Genomic DNA, 26,764 nt, shown 5'->3' on the forward strand with positions numbered 1-26,764 from the left:
GAGATTTATAATTTATAACCCTGGCGGGCATAAAGCTGCCATTTGTTATTGATCTTTTTCCAGACCTGCATAACCCCAATAGTAATATTGTTTATTTTACCCTTATCGTTAGTATCGGCTATAAACTTGTGTCGCACAACCGCTGTGTTGCCGTCCACAACTATACGCTGATCTTTCAAATCAATACGGGTGAATGCTATCTGGCCGCTTACCAGCGCGTCAATAAACTGGCCCTTATTGTTTACAGGCCCAAAAAACTGTCCGTAACTTAGCTGATCGGCTAAAACATCGTTTAAAACGGCTTTATCCCCTGCTATCATGGCTTTACGTAAAGCCTCTACCTGACCTGCAACAGCACGCTCATCGCTACTTTGGGCAAATAAGGAAACAGTAAGCAACGAAAAAATAAGGAATAATAAGGCGGTTAGTTTTTTCATTTGACGTATGCAGCTTAAGCTTGCTAAAGTAATTCGCCATCGTCACATTACAAACGCCCTAACACATCGTAACAAACAAGTTACTTATCTCGCAAATAATAATGTTTAACCCGATTAAGCTGCTCATCCAACTCATATACTAATGGTACGGCCGTAGGTATTTCTAGTTTGGTTACATCCGCATCATTAAGATTGTCAATGTATTTTATTAATGCGCGCAAACTATTGCCGTGCGCGCAGATAATAATTTTCTGCTGATCTTTCAAAGCGGGTATAATCTCATCGTTCCAAATGGGTAACACTCTATCCATTGTTTGGCTCAGGTTTTCTGTAACCGGCAGTTGCGCTTCAGTAAGGTCTTTATAGCGAAGATCATGACCAGGATAACGTGCATCTGTTTTGGCTATCGGCGGCGGGTCTTCATTTGGGTCGCGACGCCAGCGTTGTACCTGGTCAGCGCCGTATCTGTCTATGGCGCCTTGTTTATTCAAACCTTGCAGTGAGCCGTAAAAACGCTCATTTAGGCGCCACGACTTGTGTATAGGTATCCATAAATGGTCCAACTCTTCTAATATGATATGCAGTGTTTTAATGGATCGTTTTAAAACCGAGGTGTAGCCAGCATCAAAATTATAGCCATACTTTTTAAGGATTTGCCCTGCTTGTCTGGCTTGTTCATATCCTTCGGCATCCAGATCAACATCCGTCCAGCCTGTAAATCTGTTTTCCTGGTTCCAAATACTTTCGCCGTGTCTTATCAATACTAGTTTCTGCATGTTGATGGTTAAACGTCAAACCCAAAAATCGGTTTTAATATTTGCAAATGATTATAAATGGTTTAAATTGCATTAACAAACCAATTAAAACCAAGTACTTTATGACAACTATTGCACCTGTTAAGGATGGCATTGCCAATCCTGCACCGCTGGGGCTATGCGCCTTTGGGATGACTACCGTTTTGCTAAACCTTCACAATGCCGGAGTTTTTGAAATGAACTCAATGATACTGGCGATGGGTATTTTTTATGGCGGACTGGCGCAGGTAATTGCCGGTGTTATTGAAGCTAAAAAGAACAATACCTTTGGGTTAACTGCTTTTACATCATACGGTTTCTTCTGGCTGTCATTAGTAGGCCTGATTGTGATGCCTAAATTAGGTTGGGTTGCCGCTCCGAACGAAATAGCTATGGCCTCCTATCTGGCAATATGGGGTTTATTTACCCTGTTGCTGTTTTTTGGCACCCTTAAATTAAACAGGGCCCTGCAGGTTGTCTTCGGCTCATTGGTTATATTATTTGCTTTATTGGCCATTGGCGACGCTACAGGTAATAAAAGCATCAGCAAATTAGCCGGTTTTGAAGGTATTATTTGCGGCGCATCTGCTATTTATACGGGTATTGCACAAATACTAAATGAGGTTTATGGCAAAACAGTATTGCCAATTGGCCCGGTAAATGCCTAACTTGCGCAGGTGAAAGATTATAAAAAATACTATATCATACCAGAATCGCCAGAGTCTGTTTACCTGGCGCTTACCAATCCGTTAACCATCCAATTATGGACAGGCGAACCAGCTGAAATGTCGACAGAACAGGGCTCAGAATTTTCGATGTGGGATGGTGCCATTGTAGGCAAAAACATTGAGTTTGAAACCGATAAAAAAATCGTACAGCAATGGTATTTTGAGGGTCAGCCGGAAGAGTCGATAGTTACCATTAAACTGCACTCCGATAAAGCAGGAACCTCAGTAGAATTAAGGCATACAAACATCCCTGACGAAGCTTATGAAGATATGGTGGATGGCTGGAATGACAACTATTTTGGAGCATTAGCAGATTTTTACGAAGGATAGATTTTAAACGACATTCTTTTTATAAGATAAAAGCCGCCCGATAAGTTGGCGGCTTTTGTTTTATATACTTTTTAATCCCCTTTATAATTAATCACGCTCACTGGTTGCCTCTTATATAACCGGTGTCTTATGTTTGTCAGACATAGCGTTTGAGATTTTACGCTCACAAAAAAAAGGCCTCCTAAGTAGAACAGGAGGCCTTTTTTATAAAAGTAGTTTAATCTTTAAAAATTATTGAGTAGCCCATTTAGTGCCATCAAATTTAAAGGTAAGGCTAGTTAACTGGTTAGAGCCACTGTAATAAGCATAAGTTACAGCAACGGCCTGGCCAGCAGTAGCAGTAGTACCATATCTTGTTTTAAGTACGTTAGCAATACCTGCGTTGATTTGTGGCTGACTCCATGCGCTGGCGCCAGACAAGCTGAAGTCACCAAAGCTGCCTAAGTTAGTCATTGCAGCTGGTGTTGCGCCAGTGCTATTGTCCGCCCCTATAGCTGCATAGTCGTCACCTGTAAGGGTGTATTTTGCAGGATCCGATGCCGGCTGATATACAAACGCGGTTTTTGTAGCATCGTAGATAAACGTATAAGTTTCAGTGGTATATTGACTATATGCTTTAAACGTAACCAGGAATTTTTGGTTAGCAGATGGAGCAGTATAATTAGTTTTCAAGATAAATATCAAACTATTAGCAATTTGTGTATCAGACCAACGGCTGGTAGCGGTGGCGCTATTCAATGTAAAGTCAGTGTTAGAAACCATGTTTTTAATAGCTGTAGCACCTGCTAATACTCCAGGATCAGTGGCAGCATTGTCACCAATTTTAGCATAATCACCAGCGGCCAGGGTATAGTTTACGGTGTTATCAAGCTGACCGGTCCAAATACCGTTAGAAAGCGTAAACAGGTTTGTTGCAGTGGTATTTGAAACAACAAAATTAGTACCGTCATAAGCCATAGGCATTACGCGCTGATAGGTCGTAAGATATTTGTAACTTACATTAATAACGTCACCGACATGAATTGACGCCATTACAGAAGCATCGGCTTTTAAGAAAGCGTTAAAGTACGAAGGCAAAGTGGTGCTGCTTGCAACGTCACTTGCCAGGAACCAGTTATTGGTACCGCGGTTAACAGATGCATACTGAGCAGGGCTAACACAATAGATTTTTTGCCAACCATTGGCAGTCGTAAATAAAAACGCATTGGTTACTGTAGTGCCGCTTGATGGTGTGGCACCGCTTTCAAAATACACGTAAGTAAGTACACGGATAGAGTTATTTTGTAATGGCGTTTGATAGGTTTTATATGTATAAGCCAAATAGTTAAGTACAGCTGTGGCAGTAAAGTCACTAAAGTTATTTGCTGTAATACTAGTGCCAGCAACAGCCGGAAAAACGTAATCGTTTGTAGGTGTTGTTTGTAACGTGTGAGCTACATCGGCGTTTAATGAATCTGCCAGCTTAAGCGTTGGCACTACTGGCGATGTGGCGTAAGTTACTGTAATTTGCGAGCCAGTTACTGCAGCCGGAAACTCTGCGGTTAAAATGGTTGGAATATTAGCAAAAGCTGCTGCAGTACCTGCAAAGAAGTCTTGAGTGCTTGCACCAATAGCAGGCGACAGTTTTGAATAATCAGTAGCACCAAGTGTAATTGATGCTATTGTTGGTGGGGTAACGGTTTTAACCGTTGGAGGAGGAATTGGACCTAGCTCGCTATAGGTTTTGTCCATAGGCTTGCATGCGCTAAATACAGTAGCAGCAGCAGCAAACGCCATCACATAATTAAAAATCTTTTTCATAATAATATTTTAAATTGTCTTAAAACTTAACTTTTACACCAATAGCATATGTTCTGCCAAAGCCATAGTAAACACCGGCACTGCCTCCTGCTAAAACGTTAGGATTGCCGCTCGCATTCGGATCATAAGCATCAGAAATATAGGTAGTATTCAATAAATTGTAAACGTTACCGATTAAAGATGCATCGCATCCGGCAAATTTAAATCTGTACACCGCGTTTACGTTGAAAAGGTAGTAGTTAGGTACTTCCCACGGATGTAAATTTGCATTGGTAATATTTATATAGTTAAAAGAAGCATTGTAGTTACCATAATAGTTCCAATCAACACCCAATTTTAATTTAGGTAATACCTGACCATCTATACCTAAATAGGCGGTGGTCTGAGCGGCGTCGCCTACTTTAATGCCTTTAAGCAAAAGTGCGCTGGCAGTAACTACTTTACTTCCGGCAACGTCGCTTTGTGCGCTAGCCTGACCGGTATTGTTGGTATAATACCAATCGCCAAGAGACAACATACCTTTAATGTTAATTTCTTTTATAGGGCGATAAACACCATCAAACTCTATACCCTGGTGTAATTCATTTATACCGGTTACGTTAATGGAGGTAACTGAGGCATCCGGGTTGGTTTGAGAAGTTACATAAGAACGATCTTTGTAGGTTGAACGATACAGGTTAATATTTGCTGTAAATTCTGAGCTTCTAAAGCCATAGCCCACCTCATAACTAAGCAATTTCTCGGGTTTAGAATTATCGTTAATTTGATTTGCCGACGGACCTGTAGCAGCCGTAAATATCGTTGCCACCAAAGGAGCTCTTTCCAGGTAACCTACGTTTGCGAAAACATTATTATGGCTGTCCAGATTATAGTTAGCGCCGCCTTTAGCTTGGTAACCCAGGAAATTAACCCACTTGGTTGACGCAGCAGCACTACCAGTTTTGAAATCAAAATAGTCAATCTTTTTATCACCTGTGTTGGTACCTGCTACCGAAACAAAAGCTGATAAATCATCTTTGGTGTATTCAGTTTGTAAGAATAAACCTTCTGAAGCGATATTGTAACGGTAATCACGATTATATTTCTCGCCGGTAGTAATTAAATTACTGGTGCCGTTAACGTTCGCAGCATCAGTAATATAGTTACCACCCAACAGGTCGGCAACTTTATAGTAATGCTCAACGGTATAATATCTTAAATCTGCACCTGCCAACAGGTCTATGTTATTACCAAATTTGTGTTTGAAGGTAGAAAGATCCCCTACCCATTTGTGATCGTTAGAGTTGGCCAACAACCAGGCGCTAGAAGCACCGTTAACGCTTGCCGCGTTTGCTCTTTCAATCGCATTAAAATCAATTGGCGAATAGATCGGATCACCGGTACGTGGTTGATTTGAGGTAACTACAAGAGGTGTAGTAGCTGTCGGTGCCTTAGCAGTTATTGTACCATTGCTAAGATAGGTTGCATTACCTTGACCATAAGATCCATACAGAGTAGATGCAAACTGTGAATTATCGCTGATATTCCAGTTATAATTCAGCATAGCGATAGGCTTATTATAATTGTTAGCCTCACCGCTTACGTACTGGCCATTCAAATAGCCCCAATCCGGGTTATATTTGATGCCTTGTGGAGCAGAACGATATGTTTGAATAGGTAAAAATGAGTAACGTTGGCCGTGAGATTGGGTCGCACCCATAACGGTTAATGACAGCGTTTGGTTTGGAGATATGATCTTGGAAAGGTTAAAGAAATAGCTGTAACCAGAATAATTCAAACCTTCAGCATACATTTGGCCTTGTGCTTTAGAAAGCAATATTGAACTGGCCCATCCCTTATCACTCAAACCGGTTGAATAATATAATGCGGTTTTTGAAGCACCATTATTACCAATAGTTTGTGATACAGTTCCTTCTTCTTTAACGTCTGTACTACGGGTAGTAATATTGATAGTACCACCTAATGATGGAACGGCTACTTTAGAAGCACCAAGACCACGTTGTACTTGCATTGATGTAGTTACGTCTACTATACCAGCATAATCGCTCCAGTAAAGGTGACCAGTTTCAGGGTCATTTGCAGGCATACCATTAAGCAACATCGCTACGTTGTTGTTTTGGAAACCCCGGATACTGATCCTCGAATCGCCATAACCACCGCCGGTTTTCGTTGCCATAACACCAGGTGTGCTGGTCAATAATTCCGGAAACTCAAGGCCTGCGCCTTTTTCTTCGATAGTTACCTGGCCAATAGTTGAAACTGCGATAGGTGTCTTCCTGTCAATAGCTTTATCGCCGATGATAGTAACCTCTTTCATCGCGCCATCGTTGGTTTTAAGTGATATTTCGCCAACGTTCTGACTCCCAGATTCTACTGTTACCTCTTGGGTGAGATAGCTGACATAGCTAAGAACCAATACCTGGCTCCCCTCGGGCACACGTATTTTGAAGGTACCGTCAAGCGATGTAGTTGTACCATTGGTGGTACCTTTAATAATTACAGAGGCGCCAATCAGTGGCTCCTTGGTTTGTGCATCAAGCAACTTGCCTGTTACCACCCTGCCGTTCTGTGCCAGGACTGCGCCTGAAGTAAAGAGGCAGATGAATAGAATAAGTAAAAGCTTCCTCATACGTTGTTTTTGTTTTTGAATTTGTTTTAACTAAAAAATTGCAGGGACAAATATATCGCTTGATATCATTCAATATGTTAACTCCATGTTAACAATTAAGGCGTTTTTTTATTTATTTATCAACATTTTAAGAATTTATTACCTCGAATGTAAATTACTTGATACAATGAGTTCAAAAATCACAATTGCCTGATTAACAATTTCTTTACAGTTAACCTATATAATTTATAGGGTTTATAGTTGTTATATGGCACTTAAATGATGTAAATAAAACGATGCAGTTTTCAGCTTTCAGCGCTTTTACTTAGCTTTGGCTTTCTAAAAAAATAAAACAAGAATTAACTACACTATGGACTACGATGTAATTGTTATAGGGTCTGGCCCGGGCGGCTATGTTGCTGCAATCCGCGCTTCCCAGCTTGGTTTAAAAACCGCGGTAGTTGAAAAAGAATCATTGGGCGGCATTTGCCTTAACTGGGGGTGTATCCCAACCAAAGCTCTTTTAAAGAGTGCGCAGGTTTTTGAATATCTTAATCATGCTAAAGAATATGGCATTAATGTTAGCGGTGGCGAAGTGGATTTTGAATCTGTTATTAAAAGAAGCCGTGGAGTTGCAGATGGCATGAGCAAAGGCGTTCAGTTTTTAATGAAGAAAAACAAGATTGACGTTATAACCGGCACGGGAAAATTAAAAAGTAAGGGCGTTGTTGAAGTAAGAACCAACGATGGTGTAAAAGAATATAAAGCCAAACACATTATATTGGCTACAGGCGGTCGCTCGCGCGAATTGCCAAACCTTAAGCAAGATTTCAAAAAAGTTATCGGTTACCGCCAGGCTATGATCTTGCCTAAAAAACCTGCCACTATGATTGTTGTTGGCTCGGGCGCTATAGGTATTGAGTTTGCCTACTTCTATAACTCAATTGGCACCAAAGTTACTGTTGTTGAATATCTTGATAATGTAGTACCGTTGGAGGATGAGGAGGTATCAAAAACACTGGGCCGTATCCTTAAAAAGCAAGGTATCAATATCATGACCGGCTCTAACGTTGAATCGGTTGATACCAGCGGCGAAGGTTGTAAAGTAACAGTAAAAACTGCCACCGGCACTGAAATTCTGGAAGCAGAGATCGTTCTGTCGGCTGTAGGTATCTCAACCAATATAGAAGGTATTGGCCTGGAAGAAAATGGCGTAACAACAGATCGTGGCAAAGTTGTGGTTGATGATTTCTATCGCACCAACGTTGAGGGGGTTTACGCTATCGGCGATATTGTTAAGGGTCAGGCGCTAGCTCACGTAGCGTCAGCAGAAGGTATTATTTGTGTCGAAAAAATTGCGGGCCTTAAACCAGAACCGCTTGACTATAATAACATCCCCGGTTGCACATACTGCAGCCCGGAAATTGCATCTGTTGGTTATACCGAAAAAGCTGCGAAAGAGGCAGGTTACGAAATTAAAGTAGGCAAGTTTCCATTCTCTGCATCAGGCAAAGCAAGTGCATCTGGCGCTAAAGATGGTTTTGTTAAATTGATATTTGATGCGAAATACGGCGAGTTTTTAGGCGCGCACATGATTGGTAATAATGTTACCGAAATGATTGCAGAAGCAGTAACTGCCCGTAAATTGGAAACTACCGGTCACGACATCATTAAAACCGTACACCCTCATCCTACCATGAGCGAGGCCATCATGGAAGCTGCTGCCGAAGCTTACGGCGAATGCATCCACTTGTAACTAAACAAATTAAAAGTAAAAATTCAAAAAGCCGGTCACCTATCAGCAGCCGGCTTTTTTATTATAATATTTTTGGATTTAAACTTTCGTTCGACCTACACTACAGTTTTGACTTTTTAATTTTTACTTTTGAATTAACCAAATGAACCTCTACTCTATAGATACCGGATTTTTCAAACTTGATGGCGGCGCTATGTTCGGTGTGGTACCTAAAACTATCTGGAGCAAAACCAACCCGGCAGATGCCAATAATCTTTGCACCTGGGCCATGCGCTGTTTGTTGATTGAGGATGGTAAACGACTTACTTTGATAGACACTGGCATTGGCAACAAGCAGGACGAAAAATTTTTTAGCCACTATTATTTACATGGCGATGCGACGATGGATAGCTCGCTTGCAAAGCTTGGGTTTCATCGCGACGATATAACTGATGTGTTTTTAACGCACCTGCATTTTGATCATGTTGGCGGGGCCATTGTTAGACAAAGCGACAAACTGGTGCCTGCATTTAAAAATGCAGCCTATTGGAGCAACGAGAAGCACTGGGACTGGGCAGTGAACCCTAACGCACGTGAGAAAGCATCATTTTTAAAAGAAAACATATTGCCGATACAGGAAAGCGGGCAGCTAAAGTTTATTGACACTTACCAAAATATAAAATTCAGTGAAGATATAGCTGTAAAATATGTTTACGGACATACCGAATCAATGATGTTACCGTTAATAAATCACAAAGGCAAACAAATATTATATATGGCAGATCTGCTGCCATCTGTAGGGCATTTACCTCTGCCCTATGTTATGGCTTATGATATGTTTCCACTACAAACTTTGCAAGAAAAAAAACTATTTTTAGAGGAAGCTTTAAATAAAAATTATATATTGTTCCTTGAACACGATGCTCTTAACGAGTGTTGTACACTTCAGCAAACCGAGAAAGGAATACGTTTGGGAGAAACTTTTAAGTTAAATGATGTATAAACCACACCACAAAAACCATGCAATTAATAGCTGAAAATGAATAATATATATTCTTTTTTTTATACTAAAATATAGGCAAACTTTTTTGTACCTTTGCACGTTCAATTCTCAAACTACGAATCGAGGTTAATTAAATAAATGAGACAACTCAAAATAACACAATCCATTACCAACCGTGAATCTCAATCACTTGATAAATACCTTCACGAAATTGGTAAAGTTGACCTAATAACAGCCGAAGAAGAAGTAATTTTAGCACAAAAAATCAGAGAGGGCGACCAGGCAGCTTTAGAGCGTTTAACTAAAACCAACCTCCGTTTTGTTGTATCGGTTGCAAAACAATACCAAAATCAGGGCCTTACGTTGGGCGATTTAATAAACGAGGGCAACCTTGGTTTGATTAAAGCTGCGAAACGCTTTGACGAAACTAAAGGTTTCAAATTCATTTCATACGCCGTTTGGTGGATCCGTCAATCAATATTACAGGCTATAGCAGAGCAATCTCGTATAGTGCGTTTACCTTTAAACCAGGTAGGTTCATTAAGCAAGATCAGCAAAGCATTTTCAAAACTAGAACAAGAATATGAACGCGAACCTTCTCCGGAAGAGTTAGCTGATATGCTTGAAACTACCGTTGATAAAATATCTGACACCCTTAGCAATTCAGGTCGTCACGTATCCATGGATGCGCCCTTTGTACAAGGTGAAGAAAATACACTGTTAGACGTATTAGAAAACTCTGAGCCAAATACCGATTCTATATTAATTAACGAGTCTTTATCAGAAGAGATCAAACGTTCATTATCTACCTTGACTGAGCGTGAGCGCGAGATCATTGTATTGTTCTTTGGTTTAGGCACAAATCACCCGCTTTCATTAGAAGAAATCGGTGAAAAATTTAACTTAACCCGCGAGCGTGTTCGTCAAATTAAAGACAAAGCACTGCAACGTTTAAGACATACCAGCAGAAGTAAAATTCTGAAATCATACTTAGGTTAACCAAACCTAACAAAAAAGCTTCCGGTAATTCATCGGAGGCTTTTTTGTTTTTACACCTCTCCTACCGAGAAATTGCTCCGCTACGTTGACGATTTGGTAACTTACCGCTACCTTAGTGGTATCAATCAAATAGATAAGATCATGACTATCCCTATTTACCAGGCCGATGCCTTTACCGATCAGCTTTTTGGCGGAAACCCTGCTGCTGTTTGTCCCCTTACCGAATGGCTGCCAGACGAATTGATGCAAAAAATTGCCGCCGAGAATAATCTCGCCGAGACTGCATTTTTTGTAAAGAACCAAACAGGCTATTTATTACGCTGGTTCACCCCCGAATATGAGATAGATCTTTGCGGCCATGCTACTTTGGCATCGGCACATATTTTATTTACCGAGTTGGGGTTTGCCGGCGACGTAATCCATTTTGAAACCGTTAAATCGGGCACACTTACTGTAACACGCACCAAAGATAAATACACCTTAGACTTCCCATCTCGCCCTCCTATTGCTATAGAAGAACCCAACGGGCTGGTGGAAGCATTAGGCGGCATCCCGCCGATAGGCATTTACCGCTCAAGAGATTTCTTTGTAGTTTATGATTCTGAACATGAGATAAGTGAGATTAATCCTGATTTTTATGCCTTATCTAAACTGGACACCGTTGGTGTAATTGTGACTGCACGTGGCAAGGATGTTGATTTTGTATCACGTTTTTTTGCTCCCGGCGCGGGTATTCCGGAAGATCCGGTTACTGGCTCAGCACATTGTAATTTGATTCCTTATTGGGCGAAAGTGCTGGGCAAAAACAAATTGCACGCCTACCAGATATCAGCTCGTAAAGGCGAACTATGGTGTGAGCTACAAGGCGAACGTGTTTTGATGAGCGGCAAAGCCGTTACTTATTTGAAGGGCGAGATTTACCTTTAATTTTATGTCATTGCGAGCGTAGCGCGGCAATCGCGAACTTGCAGCGTGCGATTGCTTCGTCGTTCCTCCTCGCAATGACAATGTTCTATCGCTTAATAAGCCACCGTCATCTGTTCTCTGATATGCGTTGGGTTTTCAATTTCATCTACCACCGCAATCGCGTAGTCTTCCATGGTTATAAAACTTTTGCCGGCCTCATCACTTAATAACTTAGTTCCACCTAACCTGAATTTTCCGGTACGTTCGCCGGGCGCTATTTCTGCGGCGGGGCTAATGTAGGTCCAATCCAGCTCTTTTTCATTTTGATATAATTTCAACGCATCGCGATGTGCCAAAGAGACTGATTTATACTCAACCGGAAAATTGGGTGTATCTACCAATTGAGTTCCAGGCGCTACTTCCAAACTCCCTGCACCACCTACCACGATCAATCGTTTAACCTGAGCCTGTTTTAAGCCTTTTATCAGCGGTATCGGCAGCTCGGCTATAGTTGATGCTGGTGCGCCGCGTGTGTTGCTATAAGCGCACACTACAGCATCTTGGTCAAAGGCACCGGTTTCTACATCTTGTCTATCGAACAAATTGCCCTTGGCTACTTTAAGATGATCGTGGAGCAAGGTATAATCTTGCGGATGACGAACTATGGCGGTGACATCATGCCCCCTGTTTAATGCTTCCTGAACTATGCGGCTGCCAATGCGGCCGCTTGCGCCAAATACTGCTATTTTCATATTGTTGAGCTAAAAGATTAAAGCTAAAAGCATAAAGCTATTTTTTTGTTTTGAATAGCTGTAAATTTTACCGGCGAATAAAGCTTTTTGCTTTTGTCTTTTAGCTTTAAGCTCCCTTGGTTAATTCAAAATTTTATGATTATTTTGAACTCTCGAATTTACGCAGGGATACTAGGTTTAAATGCAACTTACACAGTTAGAAATCAAGGGCTTTAAGAGCTTTGGCGATAAGATCACCATTAATTTTAATGAGGGTGTTACAGCTATTGTTGGGCCCAATGGTTGCGGTAAGTCGAACGTGGTCGATGCCATACGTTGGGTATTGGGTGAGCAGAGTACCCGAATGCTGCGCTCGGAGAAGATGGATAACGTAATCTTTAACGGCACCAAAAGCCGTAAAGCCGCCAACCTGGCGGAGGTATCACTTACTTTCGACAACACCAAAAACATCCTCCCTACTGATTATTCGCAGGTTACACTTACGCGTAAACTTTATCGCAGCGGCGATAGCGAATATAGGCTTAATGACGTACAATGCCGTTTAAAGGACATTACCGACCTTTTCCTGGATACCGGCATAGGTTCAGACTCATACGCCATTATCGAGCTAAGAATGATCGAAGAGATCATCTCTAATAAAGAGGGTTCGCGCCGCAACTTATTTGAGGAGGCTTCGGGCATTTCTAAATATAAACTGCGCAAAAAACAGACTTTCAATAAACTGAAAGAAACCGAAGCCGATTTAGAGCGTGTAGAGGACTTGTTATTCGAGATTCAGAAAAACCTGAAAATGCTTGAGAATCAGGCTAAGAAAACCGAGCGCTATTACCGGCTTAAAGATGAATATAAAACACTGAGCATTAAACTGGCATCGTTCAAGATTGCAGCTTTTGGTACTTCGTTAGCTACCATTGAGGATCAGGAACTGAAACAGCGCGAAGAAAAATCTGGTGTAGTAACGCAAATGGATACGCTGGAAGCCGCTTTGCAGCAGGAAAAACTGGATAGTATAACCAAAGAGAAAAATCTATCGGTACAACAAAAGGCTACTAACGAATTTGTATCTAAAATTCGCGCTTATGAGAGCGAGAAGAAGATTAAGAACGAACACCTAAAATTTCAACAAGATAAAGAGAGTCGTTTAACCGAAGAACTGGAACGCGATCGTAATCAGCTTAATCACGTCCTCTACAATATTAAACGCCTTAACGAAGAAAAAGCCCAGGAAGAAGAAAACCTGGATACCATAAGCACCAAGGTAGCCGACCTAAAATTAATGGTGGATGAATTGCGTTTACAGCAATCAAGCGCGCGCAACTCGTTGAATGAATTGGTGACTACCAATAACAATCTGCAAAACCAAGCTTATAAAGCCGAGAAAGATATCGATATCCTGCAAATACAGGAACAAGCATTGGAGCAGGAAAGTCAGCGCAATATGGAAGATGCTACCAATAAGAAGGTTGAGCTTTCGCATTTTAATGATGTAGTTGCTGATTTGCAAAGTCGCGTTGAAACTTTACAAGGCGAACATGAGCAGGAAGTAAAGCGCGAAAACGAATTACAGGAACGGCTAGGTACTATTGAGAGCGAAGCGGAAATGGTTAAAGAAACCATCATTACCGAAAGCCGCAAGCTGGATGCCAAGCAAAACGAATATAACCTAACCAAAAGCTTGGTGGATAATCTGGAAGGTTTCCCCGAATCTATTCGTTTCCTGAAAAACAATCATGAATGGGCAAAGAATGTGCCGTTGTTTAGCGATGTGCTTTTTTGCCGTGAACAGTATCGCATAGCTATTGAAAATTACCTGGAGCCTTTAATGAACCACTATGTAGTGGACACTTATGATGAAGCCATTAAGGCAGTTAATTTGCTCAGCAATTCATCACGAGGGAGGGCTCAGTTTTTTATTCTGGGCAATTATGCCGAGCCTGTTTCGTTACCCTTTAAAGAAGAAGATGTTAGCGGCCGTATACCTGCACTTAACGTGGTTGAAGTTGATAAAAAATACCAGCCATTGGTAGATCATTTGCTAAAGAATGTTTACCTGGTTAATGATGAAAACGACCTCAATAACACCACCCTTTCCGAAGGCTTGGTATTGATAGCGCAAAGCGGCAAATTCAACAAGTCGAGATATACTATGGCTGGTGGATCGGTTGGTTTGTTTGAAGGCAAACGAATTGGTCGCGCAAAAAATCTGGAGAATCTGGCTAAAGAGATCAAAAAATTGGAGCTGGAATTATTCGAGCTTAAAACACGATCGAACGAATTACAGACGCAATCGGCATCGCTTAAAGCTGCCGGTAAGGCGCAAGATATTGCCCAGAAGCAGGCCGAACTCAATCTCTTGAACACCGAATTAATTACCGTAAAAACCCGCCAGGAACAATACGAAACTTTCATTGAAAACAGCCTTAACCGCAAGGACGATATTGCCCAAAAAATAGCCGGCATAAAAGAAGAAATGGCAACGCTACAGCCTTTGTTGGTTGAATTAAAAGAAAAGAAAGAACGCCAGGCTGATTTATTGACCGAAAAACAAGGTGAGTTTAATGAATTGAACGAAATGGTTAATGTCCAGTCAAACGCGTATAACCAGGAGAATATTCGTTTTCATCAACAACAAAATAAGGTATCCGGTCTTAATAAAGATCTCGACTACCGTTTCACCCAACAAGATAGTTTGGAGGGCCGAATTAAACAAAACGCAAGCGAGCTGGAAAAGGTAAAAGCAGCTATACAAGAAAATCTGCAACAATCAGATACCTCGGACGATGGCCTACTGGAAATGTATAGCCAAAAGGAAGAGCTGGAAAAGGCCACGCAGGAGGCGGAGCAGGAATATTATAAACTACGCGGTAAGATAACCGAAACGGAAGAAGCTATAACCACCCTGCGTCGTAAAAAAGACCAGGCTGAGGTTATTGAAAATGAGCTGAAAGATAAACGTAATAATTTGCGCATCGAACTTAATGCTTTAAAGGAACGCCTATCGGTAGAGTTTAATGTAGATATCAATGATCTGCCCGAGACAGAAATTGCCGGCGATGAAAATGAACAGCAACTACGCGACCGTACCGATAAACTCAAAAATCAGTTGGATGATTTTGGCGCTATTAACCCTATGGCTGTCGAGGCGTATAAAGAAATGAATGAGCGCTATGAATTCATCCAAAATCAAAAGAAAGATTTGGGCGAAGCCAAAGCATCATTAATGGCTACCATACAGGAGATTGATGATACTGCGCGCGAAAAATTTATGTTTGCCTTTACCCAGGTTCGCGAGAATTTTATCAAAGTATTCCGCTCGTTGTTTAACGAAGAAGATTCATGCGATTTGATCTTGTTAGACCCGGGGCATCCTTTGGAGTCGGACATTGATATTATTGCTAAGCCTAAAGGCAAACGCCCGTTATCAATTAATCAACTATCAGGCGGTGAAAAAACTTTAACAGCTACCGCTATCCTATTCTCGCTTTATCTGTTAAAGCCTGCGCCATTCTGTATTTTTGACGAGGTTGATGCGCCATTGGACGATACCAATATTGATAAGTTCAATAATATCATCCGCAAGTTTTCTCAGGAGTCACAGTTCATCATTGTGTCGCACAATAAACGAACTATTGCCAGCACCGATGTTATTTACGGCGTAACTATGGTTGAACAAGGTATTTCACGAGTTGTACCGGTTGATTTGCGCGAGCTAGCAGATTAACTGCCTGCAAACAAAAAAGGGGACCTAAGTCCCCCATTCCGATTGAAATTTTCTTTTATTTCTTTTTGTTATAAACCATCCCTTTAAACTTCTTGCCGTCCAGCGCCATGGCTGCATTGTTAGCCTGATCTATCGAGAAAGTTTTTTGTGCGCCTAATCCCTGTACTTTTTGTGCTGTATAACTATAAGTACCCTTGTTTACATAGGTAATTGCGTGGTGCAACAAAGTTTCGGTGGTGTCACCAAATTCTTTGGTTACATCGTCATAGTCTTTTATCCCGGGGAAATCGCTCGTTCCAGGCGTCATGCCAGAATAATAATCGCCTTGGGCTGCCGAATTTTTGGTTGAAAACTCAGGAATATAAAGTTGGTATTTATTAATATCGATATCAAAGAAGCCAACCGGCTTACCATAAGTTGTGGTGCCTATTAACTGCACATCTAAATGCGGCCGCAAGTTGTTAATAGTTAACTCGGCCGCTGATGCGGTTGAGCCAGTGACAATAAAAAATACACGACTTAAATTAAGTGAGCCTTTCTTGGTAAATTTCTCGGTGTTTGAAGCTACCGAGTAATTGATCTGTGCCAGGTTATACAATTGGTTTGAAGTTGGGTCGCGCCTAACCTGGTGAGCTAAAAGAGTTTCTTTATTGTTAGCTAAGATATCATTGAAATAATAGCTGTACATAGTAGTGTTGTTTTTAGCAGCAGGCACAATGTAATTGTCAATATATTCGGCTGTTGAAACAAAACCGCCACCATTATAACGTAGATCTACCACCAGATCTGTTACCCCCTGTGATTGGAAGTAATTAAAAGCCTGATCTAATTTCGGGTCGGCATTATCGTCAGATGTAAAGGTGTTAAAAACCATATATCCTACTACCTTACCATTTGTAAGCGGTATAGCTTTGTAAGTAATTACCGGGTTAGTAGTGTAATCGGCGGCGTTTAATGTAACCTGAAGCGTTGAAAGATCAGGCTTTTGCAAGGTCATGGTGACAGTGCTGCTGTTTAACAGCGCATTAATTACAAAGTTAGTATTGGTACCGGTGGCTCCATCGTAACTAAAAGAAGAATTTCCGTTTATGGTAACAATTTTATAACCACGTTTCACACCGGCCAGATCCGCAGGCGACCCCGTGTAAACATATTTCACGCGTAAATCATTCACATCATTATAAAGCGGACTGAACCCAAAATTGCTATTGGTTCCGTTCAGTTCGGTTGATACCTCACCTTGGTCAATAAAAGAATATTTCGCCTCTCCCGGAGAGGGTGCGTAATATTCAAAGCTGTTGGTTTGAGAAATAGCATTTACTTCATTGGTTAACGCTGCAAGGTCAGTACTCCCAGTGAAAGACCTGGGGTTAAAAGAATTGTAAGCCGGGATAGTACTATACCAGTAATAATCTTCTTTGGCGTACAAATACACCGAATCTTTAATAAAATCCAATGTCGATCCGGTTTTTGGCGGCCCACCGCCATTATTGTTTTTATCTTTTTTACAAGCCGCAAAAAATGCTGACGCTAATAATACTGCCAGTATTGTTTTTTTCATGTTCGCTAATATTATTTTTTAAAACGCTACAATGGTTAATGTTGTTGTATTTAAACCTTTATATAATTTCACCTACGTTAAAATAATCAACGCCGGCGGCTTCGGCACAGCGTTTACTATCCTCTGATTCACCGATCATTACTATCTCTCTTCGTTCTAATTTGTGGTCTTTTAACAATTGATGAATAACATCGGGTTCAGGCATAGGCGACGTTTCTTCCGCAAAATAACAAATTAAATATTTTTCTAAGCCATGCCACTCAGTTTGTTTGATCTTATTTAATTGTAATGCTGGGTTACCATTGGTTACAATAAAGATTTTTTTGCGATCGACCACAATATCCTGCAACAAATCAAGCACAGCTTGATAGATTAACAATTTGAGCGGAAGTTTAGCCGTCAGCATCAGCTGCTGAAAGTTTATTCGGTATTTTTCATCTATCGCAAATTTCTCTTTTAGCTTGTCAAATATTTTTTCTTTGCCTTCTGTAAGAAACGTATTTACCATCAGATCTGTCATTACCTTAGCATCAAACAACTCTGTATATTCTATCATGCTGGCAAACAAGTAATATACCTGAAACAGGTAATCTTTTTCAGGGTAGATCACATTATCCAATTCAAAAATAAAAGCGGTTTTATGCTGGTCTAACTCGTTATATTTCATTGGTAATAATTTGTATTTCGTACTCGGCAAACAATTGTTTTGCTTCAATTAATTGATCGGCTTCTTCATTATCAAGTACGTAGACTACATCAATAGAGTTGTCCAGACAAAGAGCAAGCATTTGGTGGGGATATGATACAGATTGCGGATTTGGTAATTGAATTAAATTACCTGACGATAACATAAATTGGGGCAGATCATGATAATCGCCCAAAACAATCTCGTTATCGCCTAGTTGATTTTTAAGGCTATGCGCCCCGGCCGACATAGCCGACGTTATCAGAATGCTCAAATTATTGCACTATTAAGCCATCCATCATCACCACCTTACGGTCTGATATATTGGCTAGATCCTCATTATGTGTTACAATTACAAAGGTTTGATTAAACTCATCGCGCAGCTTACCAAATAGCTCATGCAGTTCGCGCGCATTTGTTGAGTCCAAATTACCTGATGGTTCATCAGCAAATATTAATGCAGGGTTATTAATCAATGCCCGTGCTACCGCTACACGTTGCTGTTCACCGCCAGAAAGTGTGTTGGGTTTATGGTGGAGACGATGACCAAGCCCTAATAACTCTAAAAGCTCGGTTGCCTTGTCCGCTGCTTCCTGCCGCGGGGTTCCTGCAATAAAGGCCGGAATACATACATTTTCCAGCGCATCAAACTCGGCAAGCAAGTGGTGAAATTGGAATATAAAGCCGATTTCGCGGTTGCGAAAATTGCTTAAACTTTTATTGCTCAAGCGATTTAACTCTACGTCATTAATAAACAATTGCCCTGTATCAGGTTTATCCAATGTACCCAGGATATTAAGTAACGTGCTTTTGCCAGCGCCAGAGGCACCCACAATAGTAACTATCTCCCCTTTTTGCACCTCGAAATCAACCCCTTTTAATATTTGAAGCTGGCCGTACGATTTATTGATTGCTGTTGCTTTGAGCATGCGGTAAAAATAGTAATTAGAGATCAGAGATTAGTGATTAATGACGTTTTTGTTGTTAACGATTATCAAATCAAGCCCTATTATCGATTGTATCATAATTTTTATCAAACCAACGTAAAACTAATCGCTAATCTCTGGTTACTATACACCAACATTCAAAACAAAATCTGTAGATTTACCGCAAATCTTCGAAGAAACTATATATGAATATTCACGAATACCAGGGAAAACAGATATTAAAAAGTTTTGGTGTTAGGGTTCAGGAAGGCATTGTTGCCGACACTCCAGAACAAGCTGTTGAAGCGGCCCAAAAATTAAAGGAAGATTACAACTCAAGCTGGGTTGTAGTTAAAGCACAAATACATGCGGGTGGCCGTGGTAAAGGCGGAGGCGTTAAGCTGGCCAAAAATTTGGACGAGGTTAAACAAAGAGCTACCGACATTTTAGGTATGCAACTAATTACCCCACAAACCGGCCCTGAAGGTAAACTGGTACGTAAAATATTAGTTGCGCAGGATGTTTATTATCCCGGCGAAAGCGAAACCAAAGAATTTTACATCAGTGTATTGCTTGATCGTGCTAAGGGCCGTAATATCATCATGTATTCTACTGAAGGTGGTATGGATATCGAAGAAGTTGCCGAGCACACTCCACACTTGATCTTTAAAGAAGAAATTGATCCTAAAGTTGGTCTGCAGGGTTTTCAAACCCGAAAAATTGCATTTAACCTGGGCTTATCGGGTGACGCATTTAAAGACATGACCAAATTTATCGCCGCGTTATATAAAGCATATGATGCTACCGATTCATCTATGTTTGAGATTAACCCGGTATTAAAAACATCCGACAATAAGATATTGGCCGTTGATGCTAAAGTTAACCTGGATGATAATGCCTTATATCGTCACCCGGATTACGCAGTAATGCGCGATACTAATGAGGAAGACCCGACCGAGGTTGAAGCCGGTAAATCAAACCTTAACTATGTAAAGCTTGATGGTAACGTGGGCTGTATGGTTAACGGTGCTGGTTTAGCTATGGCTACCATGGATATTATTAAATTGGCCGGCGGCGAGCCTGCTAACTTTTTGGATGTTGGCGGTACTGCTAATGCACAAACTGTTAAAGCGGGTTTTAACATCATCCTGAGCGATCCAAACGTAAAAGCTATCCTGATTAACATCTTCGGCGGTATTGTTCGTTGCGACCGTGTAGCGCAAGGCGTTATTGACGCTTACAAAGAAATAGGTAATATCCCGGTTCCAATCATTGTACGTTTACAAGGCACTAACGCTAAAGAAGCTAAAGAACTGATTGATAATTCGGGCTTGAAAGTATTTTCTGCCATACAGTTAAAAGAAGCTGCAGAGATTGTTAAGCAAGTTTTAGCCTAACATCAACTCACTGTTATATTATTCAAAAAGGGGCATTACGCCCCTTTTTTGTTATATCTTGTCCAAACAAAGCCCCCCCTAAAGCAGTTTAAAATAAGAACCAATTTAAAAAGACAGAATAATTACAATTTAATTACATGTTTAAACATCTATTGTATTTATATTTGTCTCATAATTTAAAACAATCAAAATCATGGCAACAACAAAATGGGTTTTAGACCCAATGCACTCAGAAGTACAATTTAAAGTAAAACACTTAGTTATTTCTACTGTAACCGGTTCATTCAGAACTTTTGAAGGCGACCTGGAAACAGAAAACGACGATTTCACTGGTGCTTCAGCTAACTTTTCTCTTGACGTAGATAGCTTAGATACGAATCAATCACAACGCGATGAGCATTTAAAAGCCGGCGACTTCTTTGATGCGGCGCAATTTCCAAAAATTACTTTCAAATCAACTTCATACGACGGTTCAACATTAGTTGGTGATTTAACTATAAAAGGCATTACCAAATCTGTAACACTTGACGCTGAGCACGGTGGTTCTGCTGCAGATTTTTATGGTAACACTAAAGCTGGTTTTGAAGTAACAGGCAAAATCAATCGTAAAGATTTCGGTTTAACCTGGGATGGTGTAACCGAAGCTGGCTCTATCGTTTTAGGCGAGGACATTAAATTGATCATCAACGTTCAATTTGCTAAACAAGCATAAGTTAGAGATTAGTGATTGGAGATTAGTTAATTAGTCGCCAACTCCTAACGTTTCTCAAACGATTTATATTTATTAGGGTTGATGGTTAAACTGTCAGCCCTAAATTATTTGTGACAGTTTGACTTTCTTTATCTTTACTGAATATGTTACTGAAAATCTACCCTGAAAATCCAAACCCTAAAGCCATTGAGCAGGTTGTGGAAGTGCTGCGTAAAGGCGGACTCATTATCTACCCTACTGATACCGTTTATGGTTTAGGTTGCGACATTACTAACCATAGGGCAATTGAAGCTATTTGTAAGATCAGGAACATTAAACCCGAGAAGGCTAATTTTTCTTTCATCTGTTACGATCTGAGCCATATATCAGATTACATTAAACCCATTGATAATACTACCTTCAGGGTATTAAAAAAGGCATTGCCAGGGCCGTTTACCTTCATATTTAATGCCAGTCATAACGTACCCAAGCTTTTAAGCTCCAACAAAAAAACGGTAGGTATCCGTGTTCCAGACAATGATATAGCCCGCTGTATTGTAAAAGAACTAGGCAATCCAATTGTATCAACTTCTATTCGCGATGAGGATGATATTATTGAATATTCAACCGACCCCGAATTGATCTACGAAAAATACCAGGACCTGGTAGATATAGTAATTGACGGTGGTTATGGAGATAACGTGGCATCAACAGTGGTTGATTGTACCGCTGGCGATTTCGAAATCATTCGCGAAGGTAAAGGTGAGCTTGAGATGTATTTATGATACTTATTTAACCAGTTCAAATATCTTTTCCAACAACTCGGCAACGTTAAATGGCTTTGGAACGTAGTCATTCATCCCTATTGCTAAACAACGTTCTCGTTCGCCTTTTATAGTATGGGCCGTCATAGCCATAATTGGTGTATCTTTTTTAGGGGCTTCCATGCTTCTGATACGACGGGTTGTTTCATAACCGTCCATTTCTGGCATTTGCAGGTCCATTAGTATAATATTGTAATCTTTGTTTTTATATCTGTTAAGCGCTACAACTCCGTTTTCGGCAACATCTATTTCAAAATCGCGTTTTTGCAAAACCTTTACTATCAACATTTGATTAATGGTATTATCCTCAACCACTAACACTTTAACACCTTTTCCACTTTTTTCTAAAATGCCGCCATTATTAACGGCTACGTTATTTTTGGAGATACGTGATTTTTCTTTCAAAAACGGTAACCTAAAATAAAATTCAGACCCCTTGTTAGGTTCGCTTTTTACGAATATCTTACCATCCTGCATTTCTACTAGCTGCTTGGCTATGCTTAATCCTAGCCCGGTACCACCAAATTTCCTTATAGTATCCGTAGTAGCCTGTTCAAAACTCTCAAAGATTTTACCCTGCATCTCCAATGGGATACCTATGCCGGTATCTTTGATCACAAAGTCGATTATTAAATTTTGGCTGTTTTCATCTACCATGGTTATCGCAATATCAATCTCGCCATTATCAGAAAACTTAATAGCATTTGATACCAGATTTAGCATAATTTGACTTAGCCTTACCGAGTCGCCTATTAGTATTTTGGGGATGACTTGATCAATATTTGACTTGATCCTGAGATTCTTCTGCTGCGCTTTTGATTCCATCATGAGCAAAATAGAATCTACAGTAGATTTCAAACTAAATGGCTGTTGTTCAAAATTAACTTTGCCGGCTTCTATGCGCGAAAAGTCAAGGATATCATTCAGAATCACCAGCAAATCATCGCCGGATTTGATGATGATATGAATATACTCCAGTAACTCTTTATCGGTAAGCGCCTCTTCCAGCAGCCTGGCAAAACCCAGAATGGCATTCATAGGTGTGCGTATTTCATGGCTCATGTTAGCCAGAAAGAGCTGTTTCACTTTCTCTGATGCCTCTGCCCTGTCGCGCTCTTTGATTAAGTTATCCTCGGCATTTTTCAAGTCCATCATGTTATATTCGAGAGTGATGGTCATTTCATTAAAAGCTGTGGCTAACACACCAATTTCGTCTTTTGAATATACCTGAACGCGGGTACCAAATAAACCCTTTCGTATCAAAGCCGCCCCGTCTATAATGGCTTTTAGTCCTTTTTCAATACCGCGACTAACGGATACTGTTATCAAAATACTGGTAGTACCGATAGTTAAAGACAATGCCAACAGTATACGTAATACTATATTCTCTAACCAGCGCGATCCCTCGCCCAGCGTAAACGAAAAATCGTCTTCCAGTTTAGTTAGTTTGCGATTGATAAACTCGGTTTGCGTTAATACTTTGTTAATATCTGCTTGCGAAGCAGATTTCGAACTGATCATTACATGAAGCTTTTCGCCTAATGGGATGAGCTGCTCCATTTTGCTTTCGGCCTGGCCCCAAATAACAAAGGCCCTATGAATGTAATAAACATCATGAAAGCGCCTGATGAGTTTAATCATACCGTCTACATCATCTGGGTGATTGCGCCCCTCAATAAAACCCTGGCGGGCTGTCGCAAAGTCTGGCTCTGGTTTGGCTAATTCCAACCGCGCTTTTCTGTCGCCAAGCGGAACTTTTAAAAAATCAAGAAAATCCTGGTAGTCTTTTTCATCATGAGAGAAAGTATAGATCCGCAGATGATATACGGCATCTTTTTGAGCCTTAGACCACAGACCCTCGCCTTCTACGTAAGACCGTACCGCAGACAACGTATTTACCGAGAACCACAGCGTGCTTAACTCGATGGACACCAACACTGCCATGATGCTTATTGTAAAATACAATTTGCGCGCTATGGATGTGTCTTTGAGTTTGTTTCTCAGGGCAGAAAAAATCATGAACGGAGTATTTCTTTATTTTCCAATGGTCCAAAAGCTCTATCATGGAACTATTGAGTAGAAAAATAAATAAAATACTGATACTCTAAAGCGGAGTTATACTATAGAGCAAAAAAATCCAGAAATATTTTTAAAAATATCTAAAGGTTAAATTCACTTGATTTAATAAGCAAACATCTTGGAAATTTTTAGTAAATCGGGCGGATTGATTGCACAAATGCCGGAATCTTTTCCAGATAGTTATCTTCTTCCAATAACTTGACGAATTTACTGCCGACTATGGCGCCGTTGGCATACTGGCAAGCTTTGGTAAACGTTGCGTTGTCAGAGATGCCGAAACCAATGATAGTTGGATTTTTTAAGTTCATAGCTTTAACACGGGTGTAATAAGCTTCAATGCTATCAGACACATTTAAGCTCCCCCCGGTTATTGACGACGACGATAAAAGGTAAATAAAGCTATTACTCAAATCATCAATCTTGCTGATCCGATCCGGTGAAGTTTGTGGCGTAATCAGGAATATATTGCTTAGGTTATTGCCCTTAAAATACTTAGCATATATAGTTTCATATTCATAAATAGGCAGGTCTGGCACAATAACACCGTCTACTCCTACCTCTGCGGCTTGTTTGCAAAAACGCTCCACACCGTACTGCATTATCGGGTTAACATAACCCATTAATAAAATTGGAATACTAATGCGTTTCCGCAGATCTTTTAGCTGTTCGAACAAAACCTTCAACGTCATGCCACTATCCAGCGCTTGTTGTGAGCTATTTTGAATGGTTGGCCCATCCGCTACAGGGTCTGAATAAGGGAACCCTATTTCCAGAAAATCAACACCAGCTTTCTCTAAAGCTTCGGCTATATCCAGCGTCGAATTCAGTTCTGGATACCCTGCCGTATAATATATCGACAGTAAATTATTCCCTTTGGTAGCAAAAAGTTGGTTAAGCCTGTTCATATTATTTGATGGTTCATAGCTCATAGTTCATGGTGACAAGTTGCTATGAACCATCACCCATGAACCATGGACTATTTAGTAATTAAAATATTTAATATAAGTGTTCAAATCCTTATCGCCTCGTCCTGAAAGGCAAATCACCACATTATCGTCCTTTTTAAATTTCATTTTCTCTAATTGAGCTAAAGCGTGAGCAGACTCAATAGCCGGAATAATCCCTTCTAATTGGCAACACAATAAACCGGCTTGCAAAGCTTCGTCATCGGTAACACTGGCATATTCGGCTCGTTTAATTTTGTACAAGTGCGCATGTTGCGGGCCAATGCCCGGATAATCCAACCCTGCTGAGATAGAATAAGGTTCAACCACTTGTCCATCCTCTGTTTGCATCAAAATCGTGCGGCTACCATGTAACACACCTTCCTTGCCCAGGAAAGTTGTTGCCGCAGAATGCCCGCTATTAACCCCTTTGCCTGCAGCTTCAACAGCTATAAGTCTCACACTTTCATCGTCCAAAAAATGATAAAACATACCCATAGCATTACTGCCGCCACCAACACAAGCCATTACATATTCTGGTAATTCTTTACCGGTATGCTCAAACAATTGTTTTTTTGTTTCGAACGATATGATGGATTGAAAGCGTGCCACCATATCGGGGTAAGGATATGGCCCTACTACAGAACCAATAATATAATGCGTATCAACCGGGTTAGCTATCCAATCGCGTAGCGCCTCATTAGTGGCATCTTTAAGCGTTCTGCTGCCAGACATGGCCGGAACCACTTTTGCGCCCAGCATTTTCATACGGGCCACATTAGGCGCCTGGCGCTCCATGTCCACCTCGCCCATATAGACTACGCATTCGATGCCTTTAAGCGCACAGACAGTAGCCGTAGCCACACCATGCTGACCGGCACCTGTTTCCGCGATAATCCGTTTTTTACCTAAACGCTGAGCTAATAAGATCTGGCCAATAGCGTTATTAATTTTATGCGAACCAGTATGATTCAGATCTTCGCGCTTTAAGAAAATATTAGCGCCGTATTTTTCGGAATAGCGCTTGGCATAATACAACGGCGAGGGCCTGCCTACATAATCTTTTAAAAGCTGATTAAACTCGGCTTTAAAATCCGGATCATTCAGGATTGTTAAATATTGCTGCCTTAACTCTTCAACATTTGGGTACAACATTTCGGGCACGTAAGCGCCACCAAAATCGCCATAATATCCTTGTTCGTTAACTCCGTATTTCATGCGTGTTATCTTGTTTGAACAGGCTAAAAGCCTGTTTTAGTTTGTCTATATCTTTTAACCCGGGTTCAAGCTCAAATTTACTATTCAGGTCTACCCCATAAAACTGCGGATGCGTGATCTTACTGATCTGATCCAAATTATCTAAACCTAAACCGCCGCTTAAAAAAAATGGTACGTCTAGTTTATATTTATTCAGGATGTCCCAGTTAAAGGTTTTGCCCGAGCCGCCATGTATATCAGTTTTTGTATCGAACAAAAAGTAGTCAACTTTACCCACATAACCCTTCAGCACTTCAAAGTCGAAACCCTCATTCAACCCAAAAGCTTTTAGTACCTGCACCTTGTCCTTAAAGTGGGCAACAAATTCCGGCAACTCACTGCCATGTAACTGCACAGCGCCAAAATCATATTGCTCTATCAGTTCATCGATCCGCTCCACGCTTTCATTAACAAAAACACCGGTTTTTATGATTGATGATGGAATAGCAGTCAAAACATCTGCGTCAATATCGGCCACAAAACGCGGCGTGCGGTTATAGAAGATAAAGCCCATGTAATGCGGGCCCAGTTCCTCAACGGCTTTAATATTATCAGAATATTTTAATCCGCAAACCTTTATTTTCATC

At 40.7% G+C, this 26,764-nt stretch carries 23 protein-coding genes; 10 read left to right on the plus strand and 13 right to left on the minus strand.

Going from position 1 to position 26,764, the window contains the following annotated elements; all coding sequences use genetic code 11:
- Nucleotides 1-5: 5 nt before the first annotated feature.
- Together HB679_RS05015 and gpmA are read right to left on the minus strand one after the other, a co-directional pair.
- A complete protein-coding gene (locus HB679_RS05015; protein ID WP_214070836.1) occupies nucleotides 6-437 on the minus strand; it encodes a nuclear transport factor 2 family protein in 432 nt (143 codons plus the stop codon).
- 80 nt (nucleotides 438-517) lie between these two features.
- On the minus strand, nucleotides 518-1,213 hold the full coding sequence (gene gpmA / locus HB679_RS05020; protein ID WP_214070837.1) for a 2,3-diphosphoglycerate-dependent phosphoglycerate mutase: 696 nt from the start codon (nucleotides 1,211-1,213) through the stop codon (nucleotides 518-520).
- 101 nt (nucleotides 1,214-1,314) lie between these two features.
- Here gpmA and HB679_RS05025 point away from each other — a divergent pair, with 101 nt between their 5' ends.
- A complete protein-coding gene (locus HB679_RS05025) occupies nucleotides 1,315-1,899 on the plus strand; it encodes an acetate uptake transporter (RefSeq protein WP_214070838.1) in 585 nt (194 codons plus the stop codon).
- Nucleotides 1,900-1,908: 9 nt separating this feature from the next.
- Nucleotides 1,909-2,289, plus strand: coding sequence for an SRPBCC domain-containing protein (locus HB679_RS05030; RefSeq protein WP_214070839.1), 381 nt, complete (start codon nucleotides 1,909-1,911; stop codon nucleotides 2,287-2,289).
- Between the two features lie 231 nt (nucleotides 2,290-2,520).
- Here HB679_RS05030 and HB679_RS05035 read toward each other — a convergent pair whose 3' ends face one another.
- A complete protein-coding gene (locus HB679_RS05035) occupies nucleotides 2,521-4,089 on the minus strand; it encodes a hypothetical protein (protein WP_214070840.1) in 1,569 nt (522 codons plus the stop codon).
- Nucleotides 4,090-4,108: 19 nt separating this feature from the next.
- Nucleotides 4,109-6,718: a TonB-dependent receptor gene (locus tag HB679_RS05040; RefSeq protein ID WP_214070841.1), complete on the minus strand. Its 2,610-nt coding sequence runs from the start codon at nucleotides 6,716-6,718 to the stop codon at nucleotides 4,109-4,111.
- Nucleotides 6,719-7,067: 349 nt separating this feature from the next.
- On the opposite strand from HB679_RS05040, the gene lpdA reads away from it, so the two are divergent.
- From lpdA to HB679_RS05060, 4 genes are all read left to right on the plus strand, one after another.
- Nucleotides 7,068-8,453 (plus strand): dihydrolipoyl dehydrogenase, encoded by a 1,386-nt coding sequence (gene lpdA, locus HB679_RS05045; RefSeq protein WP_214070842.1) that lies wholly within the window; start codon nucleotides 7,068-7,070, stop codon nucleotides 8,451-8,453.
- 142 nt (nucleotides 8,454-8,595) lie between these two features.
- Nucleotides 8,596-9,435, plus strand: coding sequence for an MBL fold metallo-hydrolase (locus HB679_RS05050; protein ID WP_214070843.1), 840 nt, complete (start codon nucleotides 8,596-8,598; stop codon nucleotides 9,433-9,435).
- Between the two features lie 138 nt (nucleotides 9,436-9,573).
- Nucleotides 9,574-10,434, plus strand: coding sequence for an RNA polymerase sigma factor RpoD/SigA (locus HB679_RS05055; RefSeq protein WP_144250350.1), 861 nt, complete (start codon nucleotides 9,574-9,576; stop codon nucleotides 10,432-10,434).
- Between the two features lie 141 nt (nucleotides 10,435-10,575).
- Nucleotides 10,576-11,361 carry a PhzF family phenazine biosynthesis protein gene (locus HB679_RS05060; RefSeq protein WP_214070844.1) on the plus strand — a complete coding sequence of 262 codons (786 nt, stop codon included), beginning with the start codon at nucleotides 10,576-10,578 and terminating at the stop codon, nucleotides 11,359-11,361.
- A gap of 92 nt (nucleotides 11,362-11,453) precedes the next feature.
- On the opposite strand, the gene HB679_RS05065 is transcribed toward HB679_RS05060, so the two are convergent.
- Nucleotides 11,454-12,092: an NAD(P)-dependent oxidoreductase gene (locus tag HB679_RS05065; RefSeq protein ID WP_214070845.1), complete on the minus strand. Its 639-nt coding sequence runs from the start codon at nucleotides 12,090-12,092 to the stop codon at nucleotides 11,454-11,456.
- Between the two features lie 181 nt (nucleotides 12,093-12,273).
- On the opposite strand from HB679_RS05065, the gene smc reads away from it, so the two are divergent.
- The gene (smc, locus tag HB679_RS05070) at nucleotides 12,274-15,813 is read left to right on the plus strand and encodes a chromosome segregation protein SMC (RefSeq protein WP_214070846.1); all 3,540 of its coding nucleotides are present in this window, start codon (nucleotides 12,274-12,276) and stop codon (nucleotides 15,811-15,813) included.
- 55 nt (nucleotides 15,814-15,868) lie between these two features.
- On the opposite strand, the gene HB679_RS05075 is transcribed toward smc, so the two are convergent.
- The 4 genes from HB679_RS05075 to HB679_RS05090 are packed head-to-tail and all read right to left on the minus strand — an operon-like array spanning nucleotide 15,869 to nucleotide 18,988.
- On the minus strand, nucleotides 15,869-17,374 hold the full coding sequence (locus tag HB679_RS05075; RefSeq protein WP_214070847.1) for a S41 family peptidase: 1,506 nt from the start codon (nucleotides 17,372-17,374) through the stop codon (nucleotides 15,869-15,871).
- 58 nt (nucleotides 17,375-17,432) lie between these two features.
- Complete coding sequence (locus tag HB679_RS05080; RefSeq protein WP_214070848.1) at nucleotides 17,433-18,041, minus strand: HAD hydrolase-like protein; 609 nt, start codon at nucleotides 18,039-18,041, stop codon at nucleotides 17,433-17,435.
- Nucleotides 18,031-18,333 (minus strand): hypothetical protein, encoded by a 303-nt coding sequence (locus tag HB679_RS05085; RefSeq protein ID WP_214070849.1) that lies wholly within the window; start codon nucleotides 18,331-18,333, stop codon nucleotides 18,031-18,033. Before HB679_RS05085 ends, HB679_RS05080 begins: the two co-directional genes overlap by 11 nt.
- Before the next feature lies 1 nt (nucleotide 18,334).
- Nucleotides 18,335-18,988, minus strand: coding sequence for an ABC transporter ATP-binding protein (locus tag HB679_RS05090; RefSeq protein ID WP_214070850.1), 654 nt, complete (start codon nucleotides 18,986-18,988; stop codon nucleotides 18,335-18,337).
- Between the two features lie 203 nt (nucleotides 18,989-19,191).
- Here HB679_RS05090 and sucC point away from each other — a divergent pair, with 203 nt between their 5' ends.
- The 3 genes from sucC (at nucleotide 19,192) to HB679_RS05105 (ending at nucleotide 21,858) form a co-directional block, all read left to right on the plus strand.
- Nucleotides 19,192-20,382: an ADP-forming succinate--CoA ligase subunit beta gene (gene sucC / locus HB679_RS05095; protein WP_214070851.1), complete on the plus strand. Its 1,191-nt coding sequence runs from the start codon at nucleotides 19,192-19,194 to the stop codon at nucleotides 20,380-20,382.
- A 193-nt stretch (nucleotides 20,383-20,575) separates the two neighbouring features.
- Nucleotides 20,576-21,094 (plus strand): YceI family protein, encoded by a 519-nt coding sequence (locus tag HB679_RS05100; protein WP_214070852.1) that lies wholly within the window; start codon nucleotides 20,576-20,578, stop codon nucleotides 21,092-21,094.
- 143 nt (nucleotides 21,095-21,237) lie between these two features.
- The gene (locus tag HB679_RS05105) at nucleotides 21,238-21,858 is read left to right on the plus strand and encodes an L-threonylcarbamoyladenylate synthase (protein WP_214070853.1); all 621 of its coding nucleotides are present in this window, start codon (nucleotides 21,238-21,240) and stop codon (nucleotides 21,856-21,858) included.
- A gap of 3 nt (nucleotides 21,859-21,861) precedes the next feature.
- Here HB679_RS05105 and HB679_RS05110 read toward each other — a convergent pair whose 3' ends face one another.
- From HB679_RS05110 to HB679_RS05125, 4 genes are all read right to left on the minus strand, one after another.
- Nucleotides 21,862-23,841: a response regulator gene (locus HB679_RS05110; RefSeq protein ID WP_214070854.1), complete on the minus strand. Its 1,980-nt coding sequence runs from the start codon at nucleotides 23,839-23,841 to the stop codon at nucleotides 21,862-21,864.
- A gap of 263 nt (nucleotides 23,842-24,104) precedes the next feature.
- A complete protein-coding gene (gene trpA / locus HB679_RS05115) occupies nucleotides 24,105-24,881 on the minus strand; it encodes a tryptophan synthase subunit alpha (protein ID WP_214070855.1) in 777 nt (258 codons plus the stop codon).
- Between the two features lie 75 nt (nucleotides 24,882-24,956).
- On the minus strand, nucleotides 24,957-26,138 hold the full coding sequence (trpB, locus tag HB679_RS05120; RefSeq protein WP_214070856.1) for a tryptophan synthase subunit beta: 1,182 nt from the start codon (nucleotides 26,136-26,138) through the stop codon (nucleotides 24,957-24,959).
- Nucleotides 26,122-26,763 carry a phosphoribosylanthranilate isomerase gene (locus HB679_RS05125; RefSeq protein WP_214070857.1) on the minus strand — a complete coding sequence of 214 codons (642 nt, stop codon included), beginning with the start codon at nucleotides 26,761-26,763 and terminating at the stop codon, nucleotides 26,122-26,124. The genes trpB and HB679_RS05125 overlap by 17 nt, the downstream gene beginning before the upstream one ends.
- Nucleotide 26,764: the final 1 nt, after the last annotated feature.

This window comes from Mucilaginibacter sp. dw_454, assembly GCF_018449775.1.
Lineage (GTDB): Bacteria > Bacteroidota > Bacteroidia > Sphingobacteriales > Sphingobacteriaceae > Mucilaginibacter.